We start from the raw sequence: 18663 nt of genomic DNA, 5'->3' as shown, positions 1-18663 counted from the left end.
ACAGTAGAAAAGTTTAAGCGATCAAAGCGGGTCTTTGATATATTTTGAGAAATCTGAGGTGTTGGTCATGAATAAAATTATGGGATTGGTTATGGCTTTACTTTTCGGCGGCGTGCTTTCACTAGCCTCGAGCTTTGTTATTGCTAGTATTAATGGCTATGAGTTCAACGCAGCTACTTCTCTTCCATACGGCATATTACTAGGTCTAATTATCTTCCTTTTTGCAAACATGATACAAGCAGAGCCAAAAAGCTCTTAATAGCTGAACGGATAAAAGAGTCTACAATGTAGGCTCTTTTTTTATGGTTCATTATTATTTATTCAGCAATACTCATAAGAAAGCTGGCCCTTGCCACACGAAGGAAGAGCCAGCTTATTTGAAGCGAATTTGAAATACTTCAATGCTTCTTCTTATTAGATTTAGGCTCAGCTGTCGCCACTTCATACTCAACACGGAACTTTCCGCTTGCCACGTGATAAATAGCCCAAACGGCTGCTCCAACTATACTAATAATAAAGATAATACCCATAACGAGCATAGAAAAAAATCCCGGACTTGAAAACATGATGGACATGTTCATTCCTCCTCTGTTTACAAGCTTTGCCTGTAACTAGTTCATGATTATCTATCTAGTATTAGTATAACACGCTAGGTTGATAACTCAATCCATCTGCCTTATTTATCGTCCACTTCCTGCGTTGACTTCTTCTGCAAGCTTTGTTTTAGTGCTGGAAGGAGCTTAGGGTATGCAAATGTAAACCCTTCATGCTGAATTTTATCTGCTAACACATGTTGTCCCTTTAATAAAAGGTCAGACATTTCTCCTAAAGCTAGTTGAAAAGCAAAAGAGGGAGCAGGAAGCCAATGTGGGCGATTTAATGCTTGACCAATTGTTTTGCCTAGCTCGTTCATCATAACAGGATGAGGAGCTACTGCATTATAAACTCCTTCTACCTGCTCCTGCTCCAAGGCAAAAGTAATCATTCTAGAAATATCATGAACATGAATCCATGAAACCCACTGCTTACCAGATCCAACGCGTCCTCCGGCAAACATTTTATATGGAAGTGCCATTTTAGGAAGTGCACCACCATCGCCTAGCACCAAACCAAATCGCAGCTTAACTAAACGTATCGGTTGATTTAAGCTTTTAAACTGCTCTGCCACCTTCTCCCAGGCAGCTGCTACTTGAGATAGAAAATCGTTTTGCGGAGGGTCATTCTCCTTAAACTTCTTATTTTTCGATGTCCCATAATAACCTACAGCTGACCCATTAACAATAATCTTTGGTGCGAGGAAACCCTTTTTGATTAATTGCACAACATGATACGTCGTGTCTACTCGACTATGCAAAATCCGCTCTTTTGCTTCTGCCGTCCATCTTTGGTTAATGGTTTCACCTGCAAGATTGACAATCGCATCAATATCCAAATGCTTACGTGACTCATCTAATGGCCACTTCTGCAGCTCGACATCGTAATCTAGGTCATACTCTTCAGGCGCTCTAGTCCATATCTGAACCTGATGGCCCGCTGCAAGTAAATGCTCCGTTAGATGTGTACCTATAAATCCACTTCCTCCAAGAATTGCTACCTTCATGATCTACCTCCTTTTCGCCTGTACTTTTGTGCTTCTATATTTCAATACCCTTATTCGCTTTTCGCAGTTCCACAAGTAACAGGCTCTAATCGTCCTATTGGATAAGCTTCATCCTCTTCTGAATGGGGGAATCTTCCCCAAGCAAATACCCCGTTCAGATATTTTACATGAAAAACACCATGCTCCCCTGCTACATGATATTGACCACCTTTATTTATTTCGTGCGGATTCATCATATATGACTTGGCTAAGTAATATTTTTGCTCTAAAATGTTCGCCTCTGAAATAAAACCTGCCTGATGCTTCTTCCTTGCTTCACCAATCATTTTCTGCATTTCTGAATATAGCTCTAGCTTGCTCATCTCACTATATCTACTCATTAGACATTAACTCCCCTATCTATCATTCATTTTATAGTATCCATTTCCTTTGCAAAACATAATCAATAGTTTCTAGTTTCTATTCTGCTTAATTCTCCTCTTTATATTATAAAGGGAATAGCAAAAGAATCATAGGATAGGCGACAGCAATAACTATACTCGTTAGAGGCAAACCAAGACGAGCATAATCTGAAAATTGATAGCCTCCGGGACCCATGACGAGTAAATTTGATTGATGGGCAATTGGTGTCATAAAAGAGGTTGAGCTACCAATGGCTACAGCCATCAGAAAAGGATCAATAGACAATCCAAGGCTAGTAGCAATGCTAATCGCTATAGGTGCTAATAGGACAGCAGTAGCGGCATTATTAATGACATTAGATAGCAAGGCACAGACTATCAAAAGGGCTAAAATAAGAATACCTGGTCCAAAGCCCTGAGAGAAATGAATGATCGCTTGAGCAAGCAGCTCAGCTCCGCCAGTCTTCTCTAAGGCTGTACCTAATGGAAGCATGGCTCCCAAAAGAATAATAATTGGCCACTCTATCGCCTTGTAGGCCTCCTTAATTGAAATAACTCCACATATAATCATCATTAGGGCTGCTGTTGTAAATGCAACAGCTACGTTTAGCAAACCGAATGTCGTAGCTAAAATCGCACCAATGAAGATAATAATGGTTAACATGACTTTTTTTGGACCACCAATTCGTAGACCACGCTCTGGCAAAGGAAGCCATGAAAACTCATTAATGACCTGTTGAACAGCACTTGTTGGCCCCTGTAAGAGCAACACATCACCTGTTTGTAATGGTACATCCTTCATTCTGCTTGTTAGGGGCTCTCCTTTTCTCGAAATTCCTAATACATTTACTCCGTATTTATAGCGTAGGTGAAGCTCCTTTACCGTTAATCCTTCCATTTGTGAACCACTATATATAACAGCTTCTACAAGAACGATATCGTCGGAAGCAAGCTCCCTTTCATTCATTTTCCCATGGGGAACAAGCTTAACCTTTGCTTTATTTATAAAGCCTTTCATCTCACTTGAGCTTGCCTTAAGCAATAAAATATCTCCTTCATGCAGGGATTCATGCGCACTTGGGGCAGGTATCTTTTCTTTGTTTCTTAAAATTCCAACCACCCACAAATCACCATCAGAAAATTGTTGCACATTCTTTAGAGGCTGATTTATTAACGGAGAGCTTGCTTCGATTAGAACCTCTGATAAATAGTCTTCGATATGAAAGCTATCTTCAACGGTAGCTCTACCTTTTCTAATAGGGATGAGTTTATAGCCTACTATGGATATAAATAGAATCCCTATGATGGAAATCGTTACTCCTAGAGGTGAAAAATCAAACATGCTAAAAGATGCTCCTCCTGCATCACGTCGAAATGTAGATATAATAATATTAGGAGGTGTACCTATAACTGTGATCATTCCCCCAAGCAAAGAGCCGAAGGCAATTGGCATTAACAGCTTAGAAAGTGGCTGCTTAGTTTTCCTAGCCAACTGAATAGCTACGGGTAGCATGATTGCTAATGCGCCTATATTGTTCATAAAAGCAGATAGAAGGGTAACAACAGATGTCAGGATGAGTAATTGAAGAACAAGATGACTACTAAACTTAGATAGCTGATCCCCAATTAAATCTATAATTCCTGAGTTGATGAGTGATTGACTTAAGATTAATACAGAAGCTACAGTAATAACAGCAATATTACCGAATCCAGAAAAGGCTTCCTCTGTAGTGATAATACCGGTAGCTGAAATGACAATTAGGGATAGAACAGCGACAATGTCATATCTCCATTTTCCCCAAATAAAAAAAGCCAAAGTCCCTATAAGAGTTGCAAATACAATCCACTGTTCCAGCACTTCTCCACCTCTCTTAACTCTCGTCATCCTCTAAATATTTGATCTATGATTACTATTAAACTTTTATGTACTATTTCCTGCATCAAATATTAGAATTTAATGAAAAAAGGAATTATTTCTTTGTTCCTTCTTCCTCTTTTTATAAGACTATAAACCTGTTGTTTTTTAGCTATATTTAGATGTAATTCGTTCTATGAAGGAAAACCTAACAAGAAAGAAAATAAACAAAGTATTTTGTTTATGAATTCAGTATAATAGCTTAAAGGGACATGCTTAGGATCGAAAGCTGAACTGTCTAACTCTCGTTACTTTAAAGTACGGACCTCTTACGCATGTAAGAAATGGAGGTTTATCATGTATGATGATAGACAATGTGTAGCCCGTGTTCTCCAAGGTGATAAGGAAGCTTACGGCTATATTATTGAGAAATATATGAATAGAATTTACGCTATTTTATTTAGAATGCTTTACAATAAACAGGACGCTCAGGACTTAACTCAAGAATGCTTCATCCGTGCTTATCAATGCCTTGATAAGTATAATGAAACAGGGAGCTTTGCTTCTTGGCTCTACCGCATTTCTGTTAACCTTTGTTTAGATGAATTAAGAAAAAGAAAACATATCACATTGCTTAATGTTGATGATTATATTTTGAAGGATACGCTAACCCCAGAGGATCAGGTTATTAGAACAGAAGAAATTTTACATATTAATCAGGGAATTGATCGACTTCCTAACAAATACAAAATTATATTAGTTCTCCGATATTCAAGTGAGCTTAGCTATGAAGAAATTAGCGAAGTGCTTCATATACCTGTTAGTACAACACGAATAAGACTACATCGAGCTAAAAAGAAGCTACGAGCCATCTTAGAATCTAATGGTATAGGAGGCAAAGTGAATGAAGTGCATACCTACTAAACGTTTATTTCTTTATATGGATCAGCTTCAGGGCCTGAATGTAGATCAGAAACTGAGAGAAATAGAGGCTTCAGAAATTAAAGAGCATTTAAAGCATTGCCCAGGATGTAAGGCTATGTTTCAACGTCATCTTAATGAGCTAAAAGTATTAAACCTGCAGCCCTCTCCCTTGCCTGATTCTTTCGCTAGTACGGTCTTAAATAAGCTTGAAAGCCATCCCCTGAAACAAGTTGAAGTAACGGGAAAACGCTTTTCGTTTCTCAAAAAGCATTTTAAAGCTTTCAGTGTTAGTTTGTCTGCTCTCATTCTCTTGTTCATAGCATCAAGCTACTCTTTAAACGGTACAGTATATCATCTGCTACATTCCTCTCTCTCGGGGCCATCAACAGATAATGATCTAGCCGTTGTGGAAGAGCTTATACAGACGGATGAAGCCCCGCTTTTTAGAAGCATAGTGGGGGATTCCCCTACTTTTAGTATCGAGGACCAAGGCATTGTTCTATCCATTGAAAAGGTTTATTCTGATGAATCACGTATTAAACTCTACTACACTTTAAAAGAAGAGGAACAAGAAAAATACGCTTCAGTGAACCATAAGCAGGAGATGCAGCTATCCAATCATGCGTCTTCGATACATTCAATAGCAAATTACGGTACTTCCAATAGAATCTACCTAGTCGATCAGGAGGGAAAGGATTTGATGGAATTTACAGAGATAAATTTATCAGACGAGGCTGGTCATCTTGCCCTCTCTGTAATAGAAGAGCTACCCTTAGATACGATTGTTCGTATTGAGCTTAGTCAAATTGGAGCTATTTCAGGAAACTGGCTTCTTGAGGTTCCTCTTACTTTTTCAGAATGGATAGTTGACCACGATTAATTTTAAAGGGCGATCTCTTGCTCTTAATTTAGAGCAAGAGATCGCCTTTTTCAGCTAATGTTATTTCTCGGATTAACTAATACTAGTGATACAAGCTGTTGTTTATTTCGTCTCACGGTGAATCGTGTGCTTTTTTAAACGAGGACTGTATTTTTTTAGCTCTAGTCTTTCAGGATTTGTTCTTTTATTTTTGGTTGTAATATAATTTCGATCTCCTGTCTCTGTACATGCTAACGTTATATTTACTCGCATTTCTAATTCCTCCTAGTCTCTTTAGCTTCATCGAAAAATTTAGGCTTCATTATACTCAACCCACTCAGGCAAAGGATCAGTTAAGGATGACCAGTCCAATTCCATTTCCGCCTCTGTAAGTAAGCAGCTATCTAGAGCAGTAATAATCGTTTCTTTGGGCATATCAATCCCGATAAAAACAAGCTCCGTCATTCGATCCCCCCAGGTCGGGTGCCAATTCTCCTTTAATTCTGGCTCCAAAGCTAATATCTCTTGCTGTTCTGCCTTTGGTACACTTGCCACCCAATACCCTGCAGGTCCAAATTGAATGGAGGGGCCAGCCTGGCTTATGCTACAGGCCATATCATTTCTACTTGCGATCCAAGCCAATCCCTTTGCCCTAACAACATCGATCGGCCATTCTTGAAAGAATTTGGCTAGCTTTTCAGGATGGAAAGGAGTTTGCTTTCGATACACAAAGGAAGAAATACCATACTCCTCCGTTTCCGGAATATGCTCAGTATGTAGCTCTTTCAACCATCCAGCTGATTGACTTACACGTTCAAAATCGAACAATCCTGTATTCAAAATCTCCTGCGGGTCTACCATGCCTTTTGTTGTACGGATTAATTTGGCTTGAGGCTGGAGCTTACGTAAAATGTCTTCTAGCTCCTTTAAATCCTCGGCGTCAACTAAGTCACACTTGTTCAATATAAGGACATCACAGAACTCAATTTGGTCAATAAGTAAGTCGACAACCTCTCTTGTATCCTCCTCTCCTACAGCTTGCTTTCGTTCTAATAAGCTTTCACCAGACGAAAAATCATGCCAAAAACGATTTGCATCTACTACTGTCACCATACTATCTAAACGACAGTATTGAGAAAGATCAATCCCATTTTCCTCATCTTGATAAACAAAGGTTTGGGCAACGGGGATTGGTTCTCCGATACCTGTAGATTCAATTAGGATATAGTCAAATCGACCATCGAGAGCGAGACGTTCGACTTCCTGCAGTAGATCCTCCCTAAGAGTGCAGCAAATACATCCGTTAGACATTTCTACAAGCTTTTCGTCAGTACGAGATAATGCACCATTTTGGCGTACCATATTAGCGTCTATATTCACTTCACTTAGATCATTAACGATTACAGCTACCTTCAGCCCCTGCTTATTCGTAAGAATATGATTTAGAATCGTTGTTTTCCCTGCTCCTAGATAACCACTAAGAACCGTTACTGGAATTCTTGAATTGTTCTTCATAGAATCCTCCTTATTTAATTTAAATAGTAATGATTATGATTTAATAAACATGATATACGTAAACAAACTAACTTGTCAACATAATAATAGGTATTATTCTTATTTAATAAAAATAAAATAGGCTACCCCAATAAATAGAATTTCCTTTATTGGAGCAGCACTTTTGGGACAGCTACATGAAAGTATTCATAAACAGCTTGTTTTTTTATATGATTATAGAGTAGTCACTTCTAACAGCTTACTCTTTTTAATTCTCCAATGAGAATCATTCCATTTTGCTTCTTTATTTTCAATCAGAATAGCTTGAGGGGACTGGTGCTCCACTCCCAAGTCTGCTGCAATTTGATTGGAGACTGGACGCGATTCAATGACTTTAACTAAAACATGAGTAACGTCAGAACTTGCCTCTGCTAAGTAGCTTTTAAATTCATCGTAGGCTGCGGCACTAATTGGACATGTTGTACTATGCTTAAAGACAAATAACTTATTTTCAATAGATTGCTCTAATAGGTTTGCCCATTCCTCTACAGTTGTTATTTCTTGATATTTCATGTCATGTACACCTCTTTCTAATTCATTATTATCATCTTACCTAGATCATGCCTGTATATTCAAGTTAAAAGTCTGAAAAATAGGGAAAAATAAGATTAGTGGTCCAGCAGACAGGTAACAATACTAATACAAGGGGAGGAATACACATATGACAATCACAACTGCAAAAAACTTCGCCGTTGAACTTTTTCGTCGCTTCTCAGCACATCGTGTTCCAGATCTCGCCGCTCAGCTTTCCTATTACTTTTTACTAGCACTTTTTCCTTTCCTCATTTTCACCTTTACCTTATTACCTTATACACCTTTGGCTTCAGAGGACGTTCTAGAATTAATCGCTCAGTATATTCCATTAGATTCTATGGAGATTGTTGAACGAAATGTGCGTAATATTCTTGAAGTAGAACGTGGTGGTTTGCTATCTGTAAGTATTATTGCAGCTATGTGGTCAGCATCAAATGGAAGCTATGCTGTCATTAGAGCCCTAAATCACGCCTATGATGTTGAAGAATCGCGTTCTTTTATTAAAGCACGATTGGTAGCATTTATGCTTATGCTTGCCTTGCTGTTAACCATCTTAATTGCACTAATCTTACCTGTTTTTGGTCGTAGCCTAGGCATCTTTTTATTTTCATTTATGGGGATGTCTGAAACATTTTTAGCGCTCTGGGACGCTTTCCGGTGGATCATAAGTTTTACTGTTATCTTCATTGTTTTCTCATTCCTTTATCTTGTAGCTCCAAATCGGAGTATGAGCCCAAGTCAGGTTTGGGTTGGAGCACTTGTAGCTACGATAGGCTGGCAGCTTATTTCATTAGGCTTCTCCTACTACATTAGCAACTTTTCTAATTATTCAGCTACGTATGGTAGCTTAGGGGGAGTTATTATTCTTTTACTTTGGCTCTTTTTAATGGGGATGCTTATTATTTTAGGGGGAGAAATCAACGCCACACGTGAGGTTTTAAGCAAGAAAAAGTAAATATCTTTAGGGTAATTGGGCTCTTTTTTAGCATCATGTATATCTCTGGATGTTAAAGAGCCCAATTTTTTTAAAATAATAGCAATATGCCCTTCCATCTCCTTTCCCTTCTCATATGATATATGGAATTAAAACGGATATGGAAAGTAGGGAGATACATGGCGGTCAGAGAGGTTGCCAGCAAAATGAAGAAATACAATGCATTGCTTGCAGAAAGCTCTTTAGTGCCTCATTTACCTAGCACAGAATGGTTCGAAAAAGAAACTTTAAGTAGTATGCTTGACGCATACCCTACAGTTTTTGTTAAGCCTGTAGCAGGTACGGGTGGAAAAGGAATCATTCGAATACGTAAAACGTCTGGAGGCTATGAGGTTCGACATGGTGCAGCTAGAACTGTAACAACAAAAGGGAACATATACCGGACCACAAATCGTTATATAAATACGGATAAAAGATATATTGTTCAGCGAGGAATTCCACTAGCATCCTATAAAGGTGGATTATTTGATCTAAGAATTTACATGCAAAAGCCTGAGAATAGCTGGCTGATTTCTGGAAAAATAGCAAGAGTAGCCTCTCCTGGACGTTTTATTACAAATTATCATAGGGGCGGGAAAGGGGTATCGCTAGAAACTGCGCTATCCTTTGTATTTGCTCATGATGCTGATAAAGTAAATAAATGTGTCCAGGACATAGAGAATGTTTGTCATGAAGCGGCTAATGCCTTAGATCAACGCTTTCCAGGCTTACGCACACTTGGTTTTGACATCGGTGTACAAAGCAATGGACATGTTTGGATTATTGAAGCAAACACTCGCCCTAAGCATAATCTATTTAAGCTTGCCACAGACCAATCCATGCACAAAACGATTCTTAAAAATAAGCGCATAATCAGGAAAAAATATAAGTAAAAGCGAAAAGCCCTCTTCACCCGTACGCTATAAACAATCATACGGCACATGTCAAAGTCAGCTTACATGTATAGAAAAGGGCTCCTCTGTTGTTTATTACTTAGCTATTAAGGTTCCACTAGTTGTTTACAGTCAGGAATCTTGGCATTACTTTCAAGAGCTTTTATTTAGGATTATGACCCCTCTATTAATAATGTTTCCGGATCCTCAAGTAGTTCTTTAACTCTAACTAGAAAGCTAACAGCATCTTTGCCATCAACAATACGGTGATCGTAGGATAAGGCGATATACATCATTGGTCGATTTTCGATGTCATCCTCACCCACTGTAACTGGTCTAGTTTGAATTTTATGCATCCCTAGGATTCCGACTTGAGGAGTGTTTAATATTGGCGTGGAGAGTAATGAACCAAATATTCCTCCATTTGTGATCGTGAACGTCCCTCCTTGGATATCTTGGAGGCCTAAGGAGTTGCTTCTTGCTTTTTCAGCTAAAGAAAGGATTTCTTTTTCAATCTCAGCAAAGCTTAACCGATCCACATCACGTACTACTGGTACAATAAGGCCTTCTTCTGCAGATACCGCTACACCGATATCATAGAATTTTTTAATAAGGATATCCTCCCCTTCTATTTCTGCGTTAAGCAATGGAAATGCCTTTAATGCTCCCACTACAGCTTTTGCAAAAAAGGACATATATCCTAAGTTCACATTGTATTTTTCCTTAAACTCACCCTTACGACGTTTACGCAAATCCATAATAGCACTCATATCCACCTCGTTAAAGGTCGTCAGCATAGCCGCATTATGCTGGGCTTCCATCAATCGATTCGCAATCGTTTGTCTACGCCTAGACATTCTTTGACGTTCTATCGGTTTACTATGAGACGAGGTAGCCTCTTTCTCAGTGCTACGTGCCGACGTTGACCCACTACTCTTATTTTGTGAGGTCCTCTCTGTTGATGTCTTAGGCTTTGAAGCTTCATCTTCAGAATTATCGTCTTCAGACCTATGAATATCCTCTACGTTTACTCGCCCTGCTGGATCCTTACTTTGAACCTCTGATAAATCTATTCCCTTTTCTCTTGCTCTTCTTCTAGCGGCTGGCGAGGCTATCGTTTCCTTAGTTTCCTGAGGATTCTTATTTGCATTTTGGATTTGCTGGTCTTCCTGAGTATTTTCATCGTTATTGGTCGAAGTGTTTATTTCTTCAGCTTCTTTGGATACTCTATCTGCTTTATCCTGATTCTCTCCTTTTTCCTCTTGTCCCTCATCTCGTGCAGAACTTGGAGCCGTCATATCCTCTTGAACTTGGCCTTCCTCTAGCAAAGCTATGACCTCTCCTACTTGAACCGTTTCTCCAGCTTGTTTTTTAATTTCCTTCAGGACTCCATCATGCTCAGCGCTCACTTCAAGGTTCACCTTATCCGTTTCAATTTCTAGGAGTAAGTCTCCCTCACTAACCTGCTCACCTTCCTTAAACGCCCAAGTATAGATCGTCCCTTCAGCCATCGATTCCCCTAGTTCAGGCACTTTAATTTCTATCATCAGCCAGACCTCCTTAGCTTTAATTTTAGAGCTTAGTAAATGGTTTTACTGAGAAAGAGCCTCTCGTACAATCCTAATCTGCTCTTTTTTATGGACGTTGGGTTGACCCTCTGCCGGGCTAGATCTCGCCTGACGTCCAACATACTTTACTTGGATAGATTCAGGTAAAAGTGCTTTGAGCTTTGGCTCCATGTAAGTCCATGGCCCCATATTCTGAGGTTCTTCCTGTACCCAGACTACTTCTTGCAGGTTCTTGAAGCGTTCAATGATCTCAGAAACCCTACTCTCTGGGAAAGGATAAAGCTGTTCAATACGCACAATATGCAAAGTAGTATGCTCCTCTGTGTTAAGCTCTGCTTCTAGGTCAACAGCCACTTTTCCGCTGCAAAATAGTAAACGCTTTACCTTTTCTGTTTCTTTCCCTAGACCTTCTTGTTCAAGAATAGGCTCAAATCGTCCTTCGCTAAACGCTGTACTAGGAGAATAAACTCGCTTTTCTCGAATCAAGCTTTTGGGGCTCATAATCACTAGAGGACGTGCTTCATTTTTCTGTAGCTCGGCTGCCTGCCGCCGGAGAAGATGAAAATACTGGGCCGCCTTCGTCACATTCACAACTGTCCAATTATTTTCTGCTGACTGCTGCAAAAACCGTTCTAAACGTGCGCTTGAATGCTCTGGCCCCTGTCCTTCATAGCCATGTGGTAACAGGAGGACTAAGCCTGATTGCTGCCCCCATTTTGCTTTCCCCGCTGCCAAAAATTGATCAAGAAGAACCTGAGCTGCATTCACAAAATCTCCGAATTGTGCTTCCCAAAGGACTAAGCTATTGGCTGCAAAGCTATCATAGCCGTATTCAAACCCCATAGCTGCAGCTTCAGACAAAGGGCTATTATAAATGGAAAATGAAGCTTTCGCCTCTGGTAGCGTGTGTAACGGGGAATACGTCCTTTCATTTTCCGCATCATGTAAGATGAGATGCCGATGAGCAAACGTTCCTCTTTCTGAATCCTGACCAGTTAAACGAATAGCTGTTCCATCTTTTAGGATCGTAGCAAATGCTAATGTTTCAGCTAGACCCCAATCCACATAACCATCTACTAACAAAGCCTCTTCACGGCGTTTTAGAATCCTTTCTAGCTTAGGGTAAATGGTAAAGCCTTCTGGTCGAATTAATAAGTTCTCATTTATCTTCCGTAATGCTTCAATTGGTACTGCTGTATTAATCTTATCTAGCTTTTCCTGAAATTCTGCTGAGGTTGGTTTATAGGTATCCTTAACGTCATACTCTTCTTTGTGCTTTTCTTGTTCTTTGAGCTTTTTATAGGCAGCCTGAATTTGTACTTCTGCCTGTTTTTCCATTTCATCTACAGCTTCAGCACTAATGATCCCTTCTTCCAAAAGTTGATCGGCATAAAGCCTTCGCACAGTAGAATGATTGTTGATTTGATCATATAATTGAAAGTGGGTTGTTGACGGATCATCTGTTTCATTATGTCCGTATCTTCTATAGCCAACTAAATCTATTAAAAAATCTTTTTGAAAAAGCAATCTATACTTACAGGCTAAACGCGCTGCCGCTAAGCATGCCTCTGGATCATCAGCATTCACGTGAATAATCGGGATTTCAAAGCCCTTTGCTGGATCACTTGCGTACTTTGTGGAACGCGCATCCCTCATTTCTGTCGTAAAGCCTATTCGATTGTTAGCTATGATATGGATGCTTCCACCAATCTTATAGCCACGCAGTCTACTAAGATTCAAGGTTTCAGTCACAACCCCTTGACCAGGAAAAGCAGCGTCTCCATGCACAAGGATGGCCAGCGCTTGTTCACTTTTCTGTTCTGGATAGCCCGCTTGATCGCTCTTCTCCTGCGCCGCTCTAGTGAAGCCCTCAACAACTGGATTAACAAACTCTAAGTGACTAGGGTTATTGGCAAGGGTAACCTTAGCGCTAACCTCACTTCCCTTTGTAAACTTCCGACTGGCTCCTAAATGATACTTAACATCTCCTGACCAACCGTAATTGATACCCACAGAGCCTTCTGATGGCACTAGCTCCTGATTAGGAGCATTGTGAAATTCAGCAAATATAGCTTCATAAGGCTTTTCCAGTATATGAGCCAGAACATTCAAACGCCCTCTATGGGCCATTCCCATAAATGTATGCTGAACTCCATCACTTACAGCTGAGCGAATAAGCTCATTGATTAATGGTACAAGGGAATCCAGACCCTCAATGGAGAATCTTTTTTGACCTACAAATGTGCGATGTAGGAATTTTTCAAATGTCTCTACCTTCGTTAAGCTTTGTAACAGCTCTATTTTATCTTCTGTCGAAATTGGCTGATCCAGCTCTCCCGATTCAACCATCTGAGTTAGCCATTCTCTTTCCTTTAAATGGTGAACATGATGAAACTCAAAGGAAATAGGGCCTGTATAGAGCTTCTTTAAGCGACAAATACCCTCAAAAGCATTTTCATTAGAAGCTAAATCATGATTTGGCCAAATCATTGTAGCTGGTAGCCCCTTTAGGTCTTCTTCACTTAATCCGTAGTACTCCGGATCTAACAGACGGTTGTTTTGATCCTTCTCTTGTTTCAAAGGATTAACCTTTGCCTCACAATGTCCATATGTTCTGATGTTTTGAGCTAGCTTCTCCAGCGCTACTATTTTGTCAGCATGAACAGCTTCTATACTAGCTTTGTCTACATGAACGTTCATTTGCTCTGCTTTGCTTATAGCTTGAGTTCCTCTATCAGCTTTCCCCTTAGAGCCTCCGTTAGCTACTCCATTCTTTAAGACTTCAGCTAAGGGTGGAGCTCCCCATTGATCGAAGATTTCTCTTATGTCAGGCTCCACTGTGCCAGGATCTTCACTATATTTTTCATAGAGAGTATTTAAATAGCCTAGGTTAGGTCCATGAAATCTCTTCCAAGGATCGCTTTGGCTTTGTTTATTTTTCATATTCATCCCCCCGTTCAGATAACATTAGTATTCTCTAATCTGCTTCATTTCAATCTAGCTATGATCATCATCCGTAAGTCACTCCATTTTCCTATACCCGTTAATTTAATATGTACTCATTCACTCTAAACAAAGGTGCGGATTCAAAAGCTTTAAAATGGAAGCATGGACAAATAAGAAAAGCTTCTATCGAGGCCTCTCGAAGAGGTTGTCTAGTCCATCATTAGAGGGAAGCGTTTACATGCAGCCAGAATTTATAGAACTTGAAGAAATCATTGTATAAAAATTTTATAAATTCTTAGACTGTAAAAAAGCTGTCCCTAAGTAGAAAGTTACTTAGGAACAGCTCCATGTTTAGCTTAATTCATATTCATTATTTTATATTGCAGCAAGAATTTGATTTACTGAGTCCCTAATCGATTGCATCAGATTTTGAATACCATCACGAATATTGGCCAACAGGGAGTTCTGTGTTTCTAATACATTCGTTTGATCTCGAATGGCCTCTGTTTGCTGATCGATGGATTCTCCAACAGTACCCAACCCATCAGTCAACCAAGAGAATCCAATAAGTAGGACGAACAGAGCAACTACAACGATAATCATCCAGACCCAGCCGCGGTTGTACCAAGGCGCTCTATGTCTCTCTCTTACAGGCTGTTCTCTATGGAAATCATTTGGCTCCTCATGATCTGACCATTCTTCTTCTCCATACGGATCATTATTTCTAGCCCTTCCTTTGTAGTTGGAAGGTTCATTCTCATTGTTTCTTCTCATCTTAATCCTCTCCTCAATAATTAGAGTATCGGAGCAAGTGGCTACGGTCTTGCCGTATACTGTTGATACCCCTTTATCAGGAGATTAAACGTTTGAAAAGAAATTCTATAGCTTTTTACGTAAGGATTCACACCAGCTTTGTGCTAGAGCATCTAGCTCTATTAGCTTGGTTAGCCCTTCTTTACTTGGGTTCTTCTCATTTTTCAATTGATTAGCAAAGGAAACGGAATACCCTGCAGGATGCTTTTCAATTAGAACTAATGTATCTTCTGGTTTAACCATTCCCTCTTTTAAAACCCTTAGATAAAATCCTGAATAGCCAGTCTCAATCACCTGAAGGGGAAAGTCGGCTACATCATGCTTTTTTGAAAGCTTATGACAGGGGTATCTTGGTTGACATACTTGCACAATGGCTTCTCCCAATTGAAAGATGTCACCAATACAGACTTCATCTTCCAACAAACCTGATACGGTAAGGTTTTCTCCAAAGGCACCTACCTGTAAGGGCTTATTAAGACGCTTTTCCCAATATGGGTAATGGTCGTAGGCATACACACAGATAGCTTTATCCCTGCCACCATGATTCACTAAATCAGCTTGCCCATCACCTTCAAAGTTTGTAAAAGAGAGAAATAGTGGCTTTTCTACCCTAGATTTATTAATCCCTGTGCTTATTTCCTTCCCTTGATAGGTTAATGGGGCTGGCTTACCTACGTTTATTGATACAATTGAATAGCTTTTATGTTCTTTTACATCTACATCTGTCATCATGTTATCCCCTTCTCAGTTCAGGAACTAAATTAGGCGGCTCTTTCCCTTGCAAGCCAGCCACTAGATTTTGGGCAGCAAGCATAGCCATAGCTGATCTTGTTTGTTCTGTAGCTGATCCAATATGTGGTAGAGTGACCACGTTGTCAAAGGATAGTAATGGGTTCTGTGTTGAAACAGGCTCTGTATCATACACATCTAGCCCCGCTCCTGCAATTTCTCCCTTTCTCAAAGCATCAATTAGCGCTTGCTCATCTACAACTTGGCCTCTAGAGGCATTAATGAAAATGGCACTTTGTTTCATTTGTTTAAATTCTGCTGCTCCAATGAGATGTGTTGTTTTTGGAGTTAAAGGAGTCATTAATACTATAAAATCTGAGTTAGTTAAAAGCTCAGAAAGGTCTACATACTGCGCCCCAACCTTTTCTTCTACCTGTATTTTCCTTGAGCGGTTATAATACAACACTTCCATATCAAAGCCAAGGCTAGCTCTCTTGGCTATTTGCTCTCCAATACGACCCATCCCAATAATTCCTAAGGTAGTATGATGAACATCGACCCCGAAGAGAGGTCTATCGTTTGCATTTGTCCACTTGCCTTCCTTTACATAACGATCCAGCTCCGGAACTCTCCTTGCTGTTGCTAGAATAAGAGAAAACACTAGGTCGGCTACGGTATCATCTAGAACAGATGGGGTATGTGTTCCCATAATTCCTCTAGCCTGCATAGCATCCAAATCAAAATTGTTGTAGCCAACCGACGTATTGCTAACGATCTTAAGCTTAGGAGCTTGGTCAAATAGTTCATCACCTATAACTCCCCCTGAGGTCAGCAAACCATCGGCCTCTTTTATTTCTGCATAAAGCTCCTCAGTGGATATAGGCTGCTCCTGATTCCATATACGATACTCACAATTCTCGCTGATATAATCCTCTACCTCTTGAGGTATTGGTTTAGAAATAAAAACCCTTGGTTTCATAGTGCTCCTCCTCCTCCTAGCTTTCTAATAAAGCTCTTTATAAATTGCATGTCTTTAATTGCTTTATTTAATTGATATCTATTATAGCACGTAAATGAACAGCTTATTATTCCCAAGGTCATTAAGATTCTGGGCTAGCTTTTGCTCCACACATGTCATATCATTAGAGGAAATTTAAGTTTTCGAGTTCTATTGACGAGAAGCCTAAGCAAAATAAAGGGTGCTTTCTGCCTTGCTTTTCCAATCGAAAAGCTTCAGAAAGCACCCTATAAGTTTCACCTATTGGAATAGGGGGATTCCAATAAGATATATAAGCATTTATCAACCTAACTTTTCAGCCAACTTATTCCTTATGCTTATACAACTCCTGCAATATCTCTTCCGTTACGAAGAAAGAGCCAACTGGAACATCTTCATCCCCATAGAAACCGTGACAATCAGATCCTCCCGTTTTGATTAAGCTGTATTTATTAGCTAATTCCTCAGCCTGTCGTTCATCATCAACAGAATGAATAGGATGCCAAACCTCAACACCGGCTAAGCCTTCCTCCACCCATTCTGGTAGAGCTTCGAAGCTCAGATATTGACCTGGATGAGCTAATATAGGAATGCCACCAGCCTTTCGAATGGCTTGAATCGCCTTAACTGCGTCAATATACGGTATTTTCACATGCGCAAGACCGGGTTCCTGATTACGGCTGCCTTTAAAAAACAGCTTACGATACAGCTCACCGTAAATCTCATTGGTATACCTCTGCTTAATTAAAGCATGCATAATATGCTGCTTATATACACCGTTTCCTGCAGCAGCTAGCTCTTCAACTTCCTCCCAAGTCATTTTATAGCCTTTATCCATTAACCTCGTAACAATTTCATAGGAGGCGTTATGCCTTGCTTCAACATAGGGTTCACAAAGCTCAGTTAATGCTTCGTGTCCGGGTGTAATATATAACCCCAAAATGTGTGCTCGTCTTTCGCGCTTATAATCATAGCCTGAGATTTCAATACCAGGAATAATTTCAACGCCCTTCGCCTGCCCTATTTTCTGAGCTAACTCTATCCCAGCCGTGGTATCATGGTCTGTAATAGCTAGGTGTGTGACACCGTTCTTTTGTGCTTGCTCAATGACCTTTTCAACAGAAAAAGAGCTGTCTGAAAACGAAGTATGACAATGTAAATCCATTTTCATTCGTTTACTCCCTCCTATTCTCTTTTAAGAACCGACTTGGTGCGTGATCTGATTTCCTTCTAGTTTGTCAGTCATTTCTATTAATCCAGCAGATAACTGATACTGACGGTCTACTACAGAGGTCATAAAGTCGAGATCATGAAAAATCCCCAACATGCTCGTTCCCTCATGCTTTAGCTGGATCAGCACCTCCTTTACCGCTTCCTTAGACTGCTGATCTAATGAAGCTGTAGGTTCATCTAGCAATAATATTCTCGGCTTTTTCACCATAGCCTGAGCCAAATTTAAGCGCAGCTTTTCTCCACCACTGAACGTACGTGGAAAGGAGTCCCACAGGGATTCAGGTAGCTTGAAATGCTGTAGCATTTCCTTAGCCTCTCTTTCTGCTTGATGAACAGCCACACCCATTTCTAACAGGGCTTCCACGACAAATTCAAGGGCAGTAATTCGAGGCATGGCGTTAAGAAATTGGGAGACATAGCCTATCTCCTGCTTTCGTAGAGCTAATATTTCCCTCTCCGTTGCTTGAACAAGATCAATCGGACCAAATTGTGTAGAATCATACATGATTTGCCCACCTGATGGGACATACGTACGATAAATGCTTTTAAGAATAGTCGATTTACCTGCCCCACTTTTCCCTGTTATTCCGACAAACTCTTTAGGATAAACAACAAAGCTAACTCCCTTACAGCCCGAGATTATTTTTTCCTTAGCATGATGCAGGGTAAAGGATTTTTCTAGTTGATTAACAAGTAATAGTTCCTTCATTAAAAACTACCTCCTCCATACTCCGCAAGCAGAGTCAAACTGCTGATAAATTCGTACTCATGAGCGTTCTAAGCT

19 protein-coding genes are annotated in these 18663 nt (G+C 39.9%); 5 read left to right on the top strand and 14 right to left on the bottom strand.

Going from position 1 to position 18663, the window contains the following annotated elements; all coding sequences use genetic code 11:
- Positions 1-67: 67 nt before the first annotated feature.
- A complete protein-coding gene (locus J2S11_RS14555) occupies positions 68-259 on the top strand; it encodes a hypothetical protein (RefSeq protein ID WP_307395763.1) in 192 nt (63 codons plus the stop codon).
- Between the two features lie 139 nt (positions 260-398).
- On the opposite strand, the gene J2S11_RS14550 is transcribed toward J2S11_RS14555, so the two are convergent.
- The 4 genes from J2S11_RS14550 to J2S11_RS14535 all read right to left on the bottom strand — a co-directional run bounded on the left by J2S11_RS14550 (position 399) and on the right by J2S11_RS14535 (position 3886).
- A complete protein-coding gene (locus tag J2S11_RS14550; RefSeq protein ID WP_307395762.1) occupies positions 399-575 on the bottom strand; it encodes a hypothetical protein in 177 nt (58 codons plus the stop codon).
- A 101-nt stretch (positions 576-676) separates the two neighbouring features.
- Positions 677-1600, bottom strand: coding sequence for a TIGR01777 family oxidoreductase (locus J2S11_RS14545; protein WP_307395761.1), 924 nt, complete (start codon positions 1598-1600; stop codon positions 677-679).
- Positions 1601-1650: 50 nt separating this feature from the next.
- Positions 1651-1980, bottom strand: a complete 330-nt coding sequence (locus J2S11_RS14540) for a DUF1811 family protein (protein WP_307395760.1) — start codon at positions 1978-1980, stop codon at positions 1651-1653.
- Positions 1981-2086: 106 nt separating this feature from the next.
- Complete coding sequence (locus J2S11_RS14535) at positions 2087-3886, bottom strand: SLC13 family permease (protein ID WP_307395759.1); 1800 nt, start codon at positions 3884-3886, stop codon at positions 2087-2089.
- 327 nt (positions 3887-4213) lie between these two features.
- Between J2S11_RS14535 and J2S11_RS14530 the strand changes: the two genes are divergently transcribed.
- Together J2S11_RS14530 and J2S11_RS14525 are read left to right on the top strand one after the other, a co-directional pair.
- Entirely contained in the window at positions 4214-4780 is a 567-nt protein-coding gene (locus tag J2S11_RS14530) for an RNA polymerase sigma factor (protein WP_307395758.1), read from the top strand.
- Positions 4761-5660 (top strand): DUF4179 domain-containing protein, encoded by a 900-nt coding sequence (locus J2S11_RS14525; RefSeq protein ID WP_307395757.1) that lies wholly within the window; start codon positions 4761-4763, stop codon positions 5658-5660. The genes J2S11_RS14530 and J2S11_RS14525 overlap by 20 nt, the downstream gene beginning before the upstream one ends.
- A gap of 102 nt (positions 5661-5762) precedes the next feature.
- Here J2S11_RS14525 and rpmG read toward each other — a convergent pair whose 3' ends face one another.
- The 3 genes from rpmG to ytxJ all read right to left on the bottom strand — a co-directional run bounded on the left by rpmG (position 5763) and on the right by ytxJ (position 7706).
- Complete coding sequence (gene rpmG, locus J2S11_RS14520; RefSeq protein ID WP_307395756.1) at positions 5763-5912, bottom strand: 50S ribosomal protein L33; 150 nt, start codon at positions 5910-5912, stop codon at positions 5763-5765.
- Positions 5913-5951: 39 nt separating this feature from the next.
- Complete coding sequence (locus tag J2S11_RS14515) at positions 5952-7154, bottom strand: GTP-binding protein (RefSeq protein WP_307395755.1); 1203 nt, start codon at positions 7152-7154, stop codon at positions 5952-5954.
- Positions 7155-7367: 213 nt separating this feature from the next.
- Positions 7368-7706: a bacillithiol system redox-active protein YtxJ gene (gene ytxJ / locus J2S11_RS14510; protein ID WP_307395754.1), complete on the bottom strand. Its 339-nt coding sequence runs from the start codon at positions 7704-7706 to the stop codon at positions 7368-7370.
- A 148-nt stretch (positions 7707-7854) separates the two neighbouring features.
- On the opposite strand from ytxJ, the gene J2S11_RS14505 reads away from it, so the two are divergent.
- Positions 7855-8682 carry a YihY/virulence factor BrkB family protein gene (locus J2S11_RS14505; protein ID WP_307395750.1) on the top strand — a complete coding sequence of 276 codons (828 nt, stop codon included), beginning with the start codon at positions 7855-7857 and terminating at the stop codon, positions 8680-8682.
- A gap of 158 nt (positions 8683-8840) precedes the next feature.
- A complete protein-coding gene (locus J2S11_RS14500; RefSeq protein WP_307395749.1) occupies positions 8841-9593 on the top strand; it encodes a YheC/YheD family protein in 753 nt (250 codons plus the stop codon).
- A 173-nt stretch (positions 9594-9766) separates the two neighbouring features.
- Here J2S11_RS14500 and odhB read toward each other — a convergent pair whose 3' ends face one another.
- The 7 genes from odhB to J2S11_RS14465 all read right to left on the bottom strand — a co-directional run bounded on the left by odhB (position 9767) and on the right by J2S11_RS14465 (position 18588).
- Positions 9767-11140: a 2-oxoglutarate dehydrogenase complex dihydrolipoyllysine-residue succinyltransferase gene (odhB, locus tag J2S11_RS14495; protein ID WP_307395747.1), complete on the bottom strand. Its 1374-nt coding sequence runs from the start codon at positions 11138-11140 to the stop codon at positions 9767-9769.
- 45 nt (positions 11141-11185) lie between these two features.
- Entirely contained in the window at positions 11186-14110 is a 2925-nt protein-coding gene (locus J2S11_RS14490) for a 2-oxoglutarate dehydrogenase E1 component (RefSeq protein ID WP_307395745.1), read from the bottom strand.
- A gap of 372 nt (positions 14111-14482) precedes the next feature.
- The gene (locus tag J2S11_RS14485; RefSeq protein WP_307395743.1) at positions 14483-14881 is read right to left on the bottom strand and encodes a hypothetical protein; all 399 of its coding nucleotides are present in this window, start codon (positions 14879-14881) and stop codon (positions 14483-14485) included.
- Between the two features lie 105 nt (positions 14882-14986).
- On the bottom strand, positions 14987-15649 hold the full coding sequence (locus J2S11_RS14480; protein WP_307395742.1) for an MOSC domain-containing protein: 663 nt from the start codon (positions 15647-15649) through the stop codon (positions 14987-14989).
- Positions 15650-15653: 4 nt separating this feature from the next.
- Positions 15654-16628: a 2-hydroxyacid dehydrogenase gene (locus J2S11_RS14475; RefSeq protein WP_307395741.1), complete on the bottom strand. Its 975-nt coding sequence runs from the start codon at positions 16626-16628 to the stop codon at positions 15654-15656.
- A 343-nt stretch (positions 16629-16971) separates the two neighbouring features.
- A complete protein-coding gene (locus J2S11_RS14470; protein WP_307395740.1) occupies positions 16972-17817 on the bottom strand; it encodes a PHP domain-containing protein in 846 nt (281 codons plus the stop codon).
- A 24-nt stretch (positions 17818-17841) separates the two neighbouring features.
- Positions 17842-18588 carry a phosphonate C-P lyase system protein PhnL gene (locus tag J2S11_RS14465; RefSeq protein WP_307395738.1) on the bottom strand — a complete coding sequence of 249 codons (747 nt, stop codon included), beginning with the start codon at positions 18586-18588 and terminating at the stop codon, positions 17842-17844.
- Between the last annotated feature and the right edge of the window lie 75 nt (positions 18589-18663).

It is taken from the genome of Bacillus horti (assembly GCF_030813115.1).
GTDB classification, from domain to species: domain Bacteria; phylum Bacillota; class Bacilli; order Caldalkalibacillales; family JCM-10596; genus Bacillus_CH; species Bacillus_CH horti.
This window is presented reverse-complemented; position numbering and strand designations above follow the sequence as displayed.

Coding starts and splice junctions, on each gene's coding strand:
- J2S11_RS14545 (WP_307395761.1), bottom strand. CDS start 1,600: ATGAAGGTAGCAATTCTTGGAGGAAGTGGATTTATAGGTACACATCTA.
- J2S11_RS14485 (WP_307395743.1), bottom strand. CDS start 14,881: ATGAGAAGAAACAATGAGAATGAACCTTCCAACTACAAAGGAAGGGCT.
- rpmG (WP_307395756.1), bottom strand. CDS start 5,912: ATGCGAGTAAATATAACGTTAGCATGTACAGAGACAGGAGATCGAAAT.
- ytxJ (WP_307395754.1), bottom strand. CDS start 7,706: ATGAAATATCAAGAAATAACAACTGTAGAGGAATGGGCAAACCTATTA.
- J2S11_RS14470 (WP_307395740.1), bottom strand. CDS start 17,817: ATGAAAATGGATTTACATTGTCATACTTCGTTTTCAGACAGCTCTTTT.
- J2S11_RS14555 (WP_307395763.1), top strand. CDS start 68: ATGAATAAAATTATGGGATTGGTTATGGCTTTACTTTTCGGCGGCGTG.
- J2S11_RS14480 (WP_307395742.1), bottom strand. CDS start 15,649: ATGACAGATGTAGATGTAAAAGAACATAAAAGCTATTCAATTGTATCA.
- J2S11_RS14475 (WP_307395741.1), bottom strand. CDS start 16,628: ATGAAACCAAGGGTTTTTATTTCTAAACCAATACCTCAAGAGGTAGAG.
- odhB (WP_307395747.1), bottom strand. CDS start 11,140: ATGATAGAAATTAAAGTGCCTGAACTAGGGGAATCGATGGCTGAAGGG.
- J2S11_RS14525 (WP_307395757.1), top strand. CDS start 4,761: ATGAAGTGCATACCTACTAAACGTTTATTTCTTTATATGGATCAGCTT.
- J2S11_RS14500 (WP_307395749.1), top strand. CDS start 8,841: ATGGCGGTCAGAGAGGTTGCCAGCAAAATGAAGAAATACAATGCATTG.
- J2S11_RS14550 (WP_307395762.1), bottom strand. CDS start 575: ATGTCCATCATGTTTTCAAGTCCGGGATTTTTTTCTATGCTCGTTATG.
- J2S11_RS14505 (WP_307395750.1), top strand. CDS start 7,855: ATGACAATCACAACTGCAAAAAACTTCGCCGTTGAACTTTTTCGTCGC.
- J2S11_RS14540 (WP_307395760.1), bottom strand. CDS start 1,980: ATGAGTAGATATAGTGAGATGAGCAAGCTAGAGCTATATTCAGAAATG.
- J2S11_RS14515 (WP_307395755.1), bottom strand. CDS start 7,154: ATGAAGAACAATTCAAGAATTCCAGTAACGGTTCTTAGTGGTTATCTA.
- J2S11_RS14490 (WP_307395745.1), bottom strand. CDS start 14,110: ATGAATATGAAAAATAAACAAAGCCAAAGCGATCCTTGGAAGAGATTT.
- J2S11_RS14465 (WP_307395738.1), bottom strand. CDS start 18,588: ATGAAGGAACTATTACTTGTTAATCAACTAGAAAAATCCTTTACCCTG.
- J2S11_RS14535 (WP_307395759.1), bottom strand. CDS start 3,886: ATGACGAGAGTTAAGAGAGGTGGAGAAGTGCTGGAACAGTGGATTGTA.
- J2S11_RS14530 (WP_307395758.1), top strand. CDS start 4,214: ATGTATGATGATAGACAATGTGTAGCCCGTGTTCTCCAAGGTGATAAG.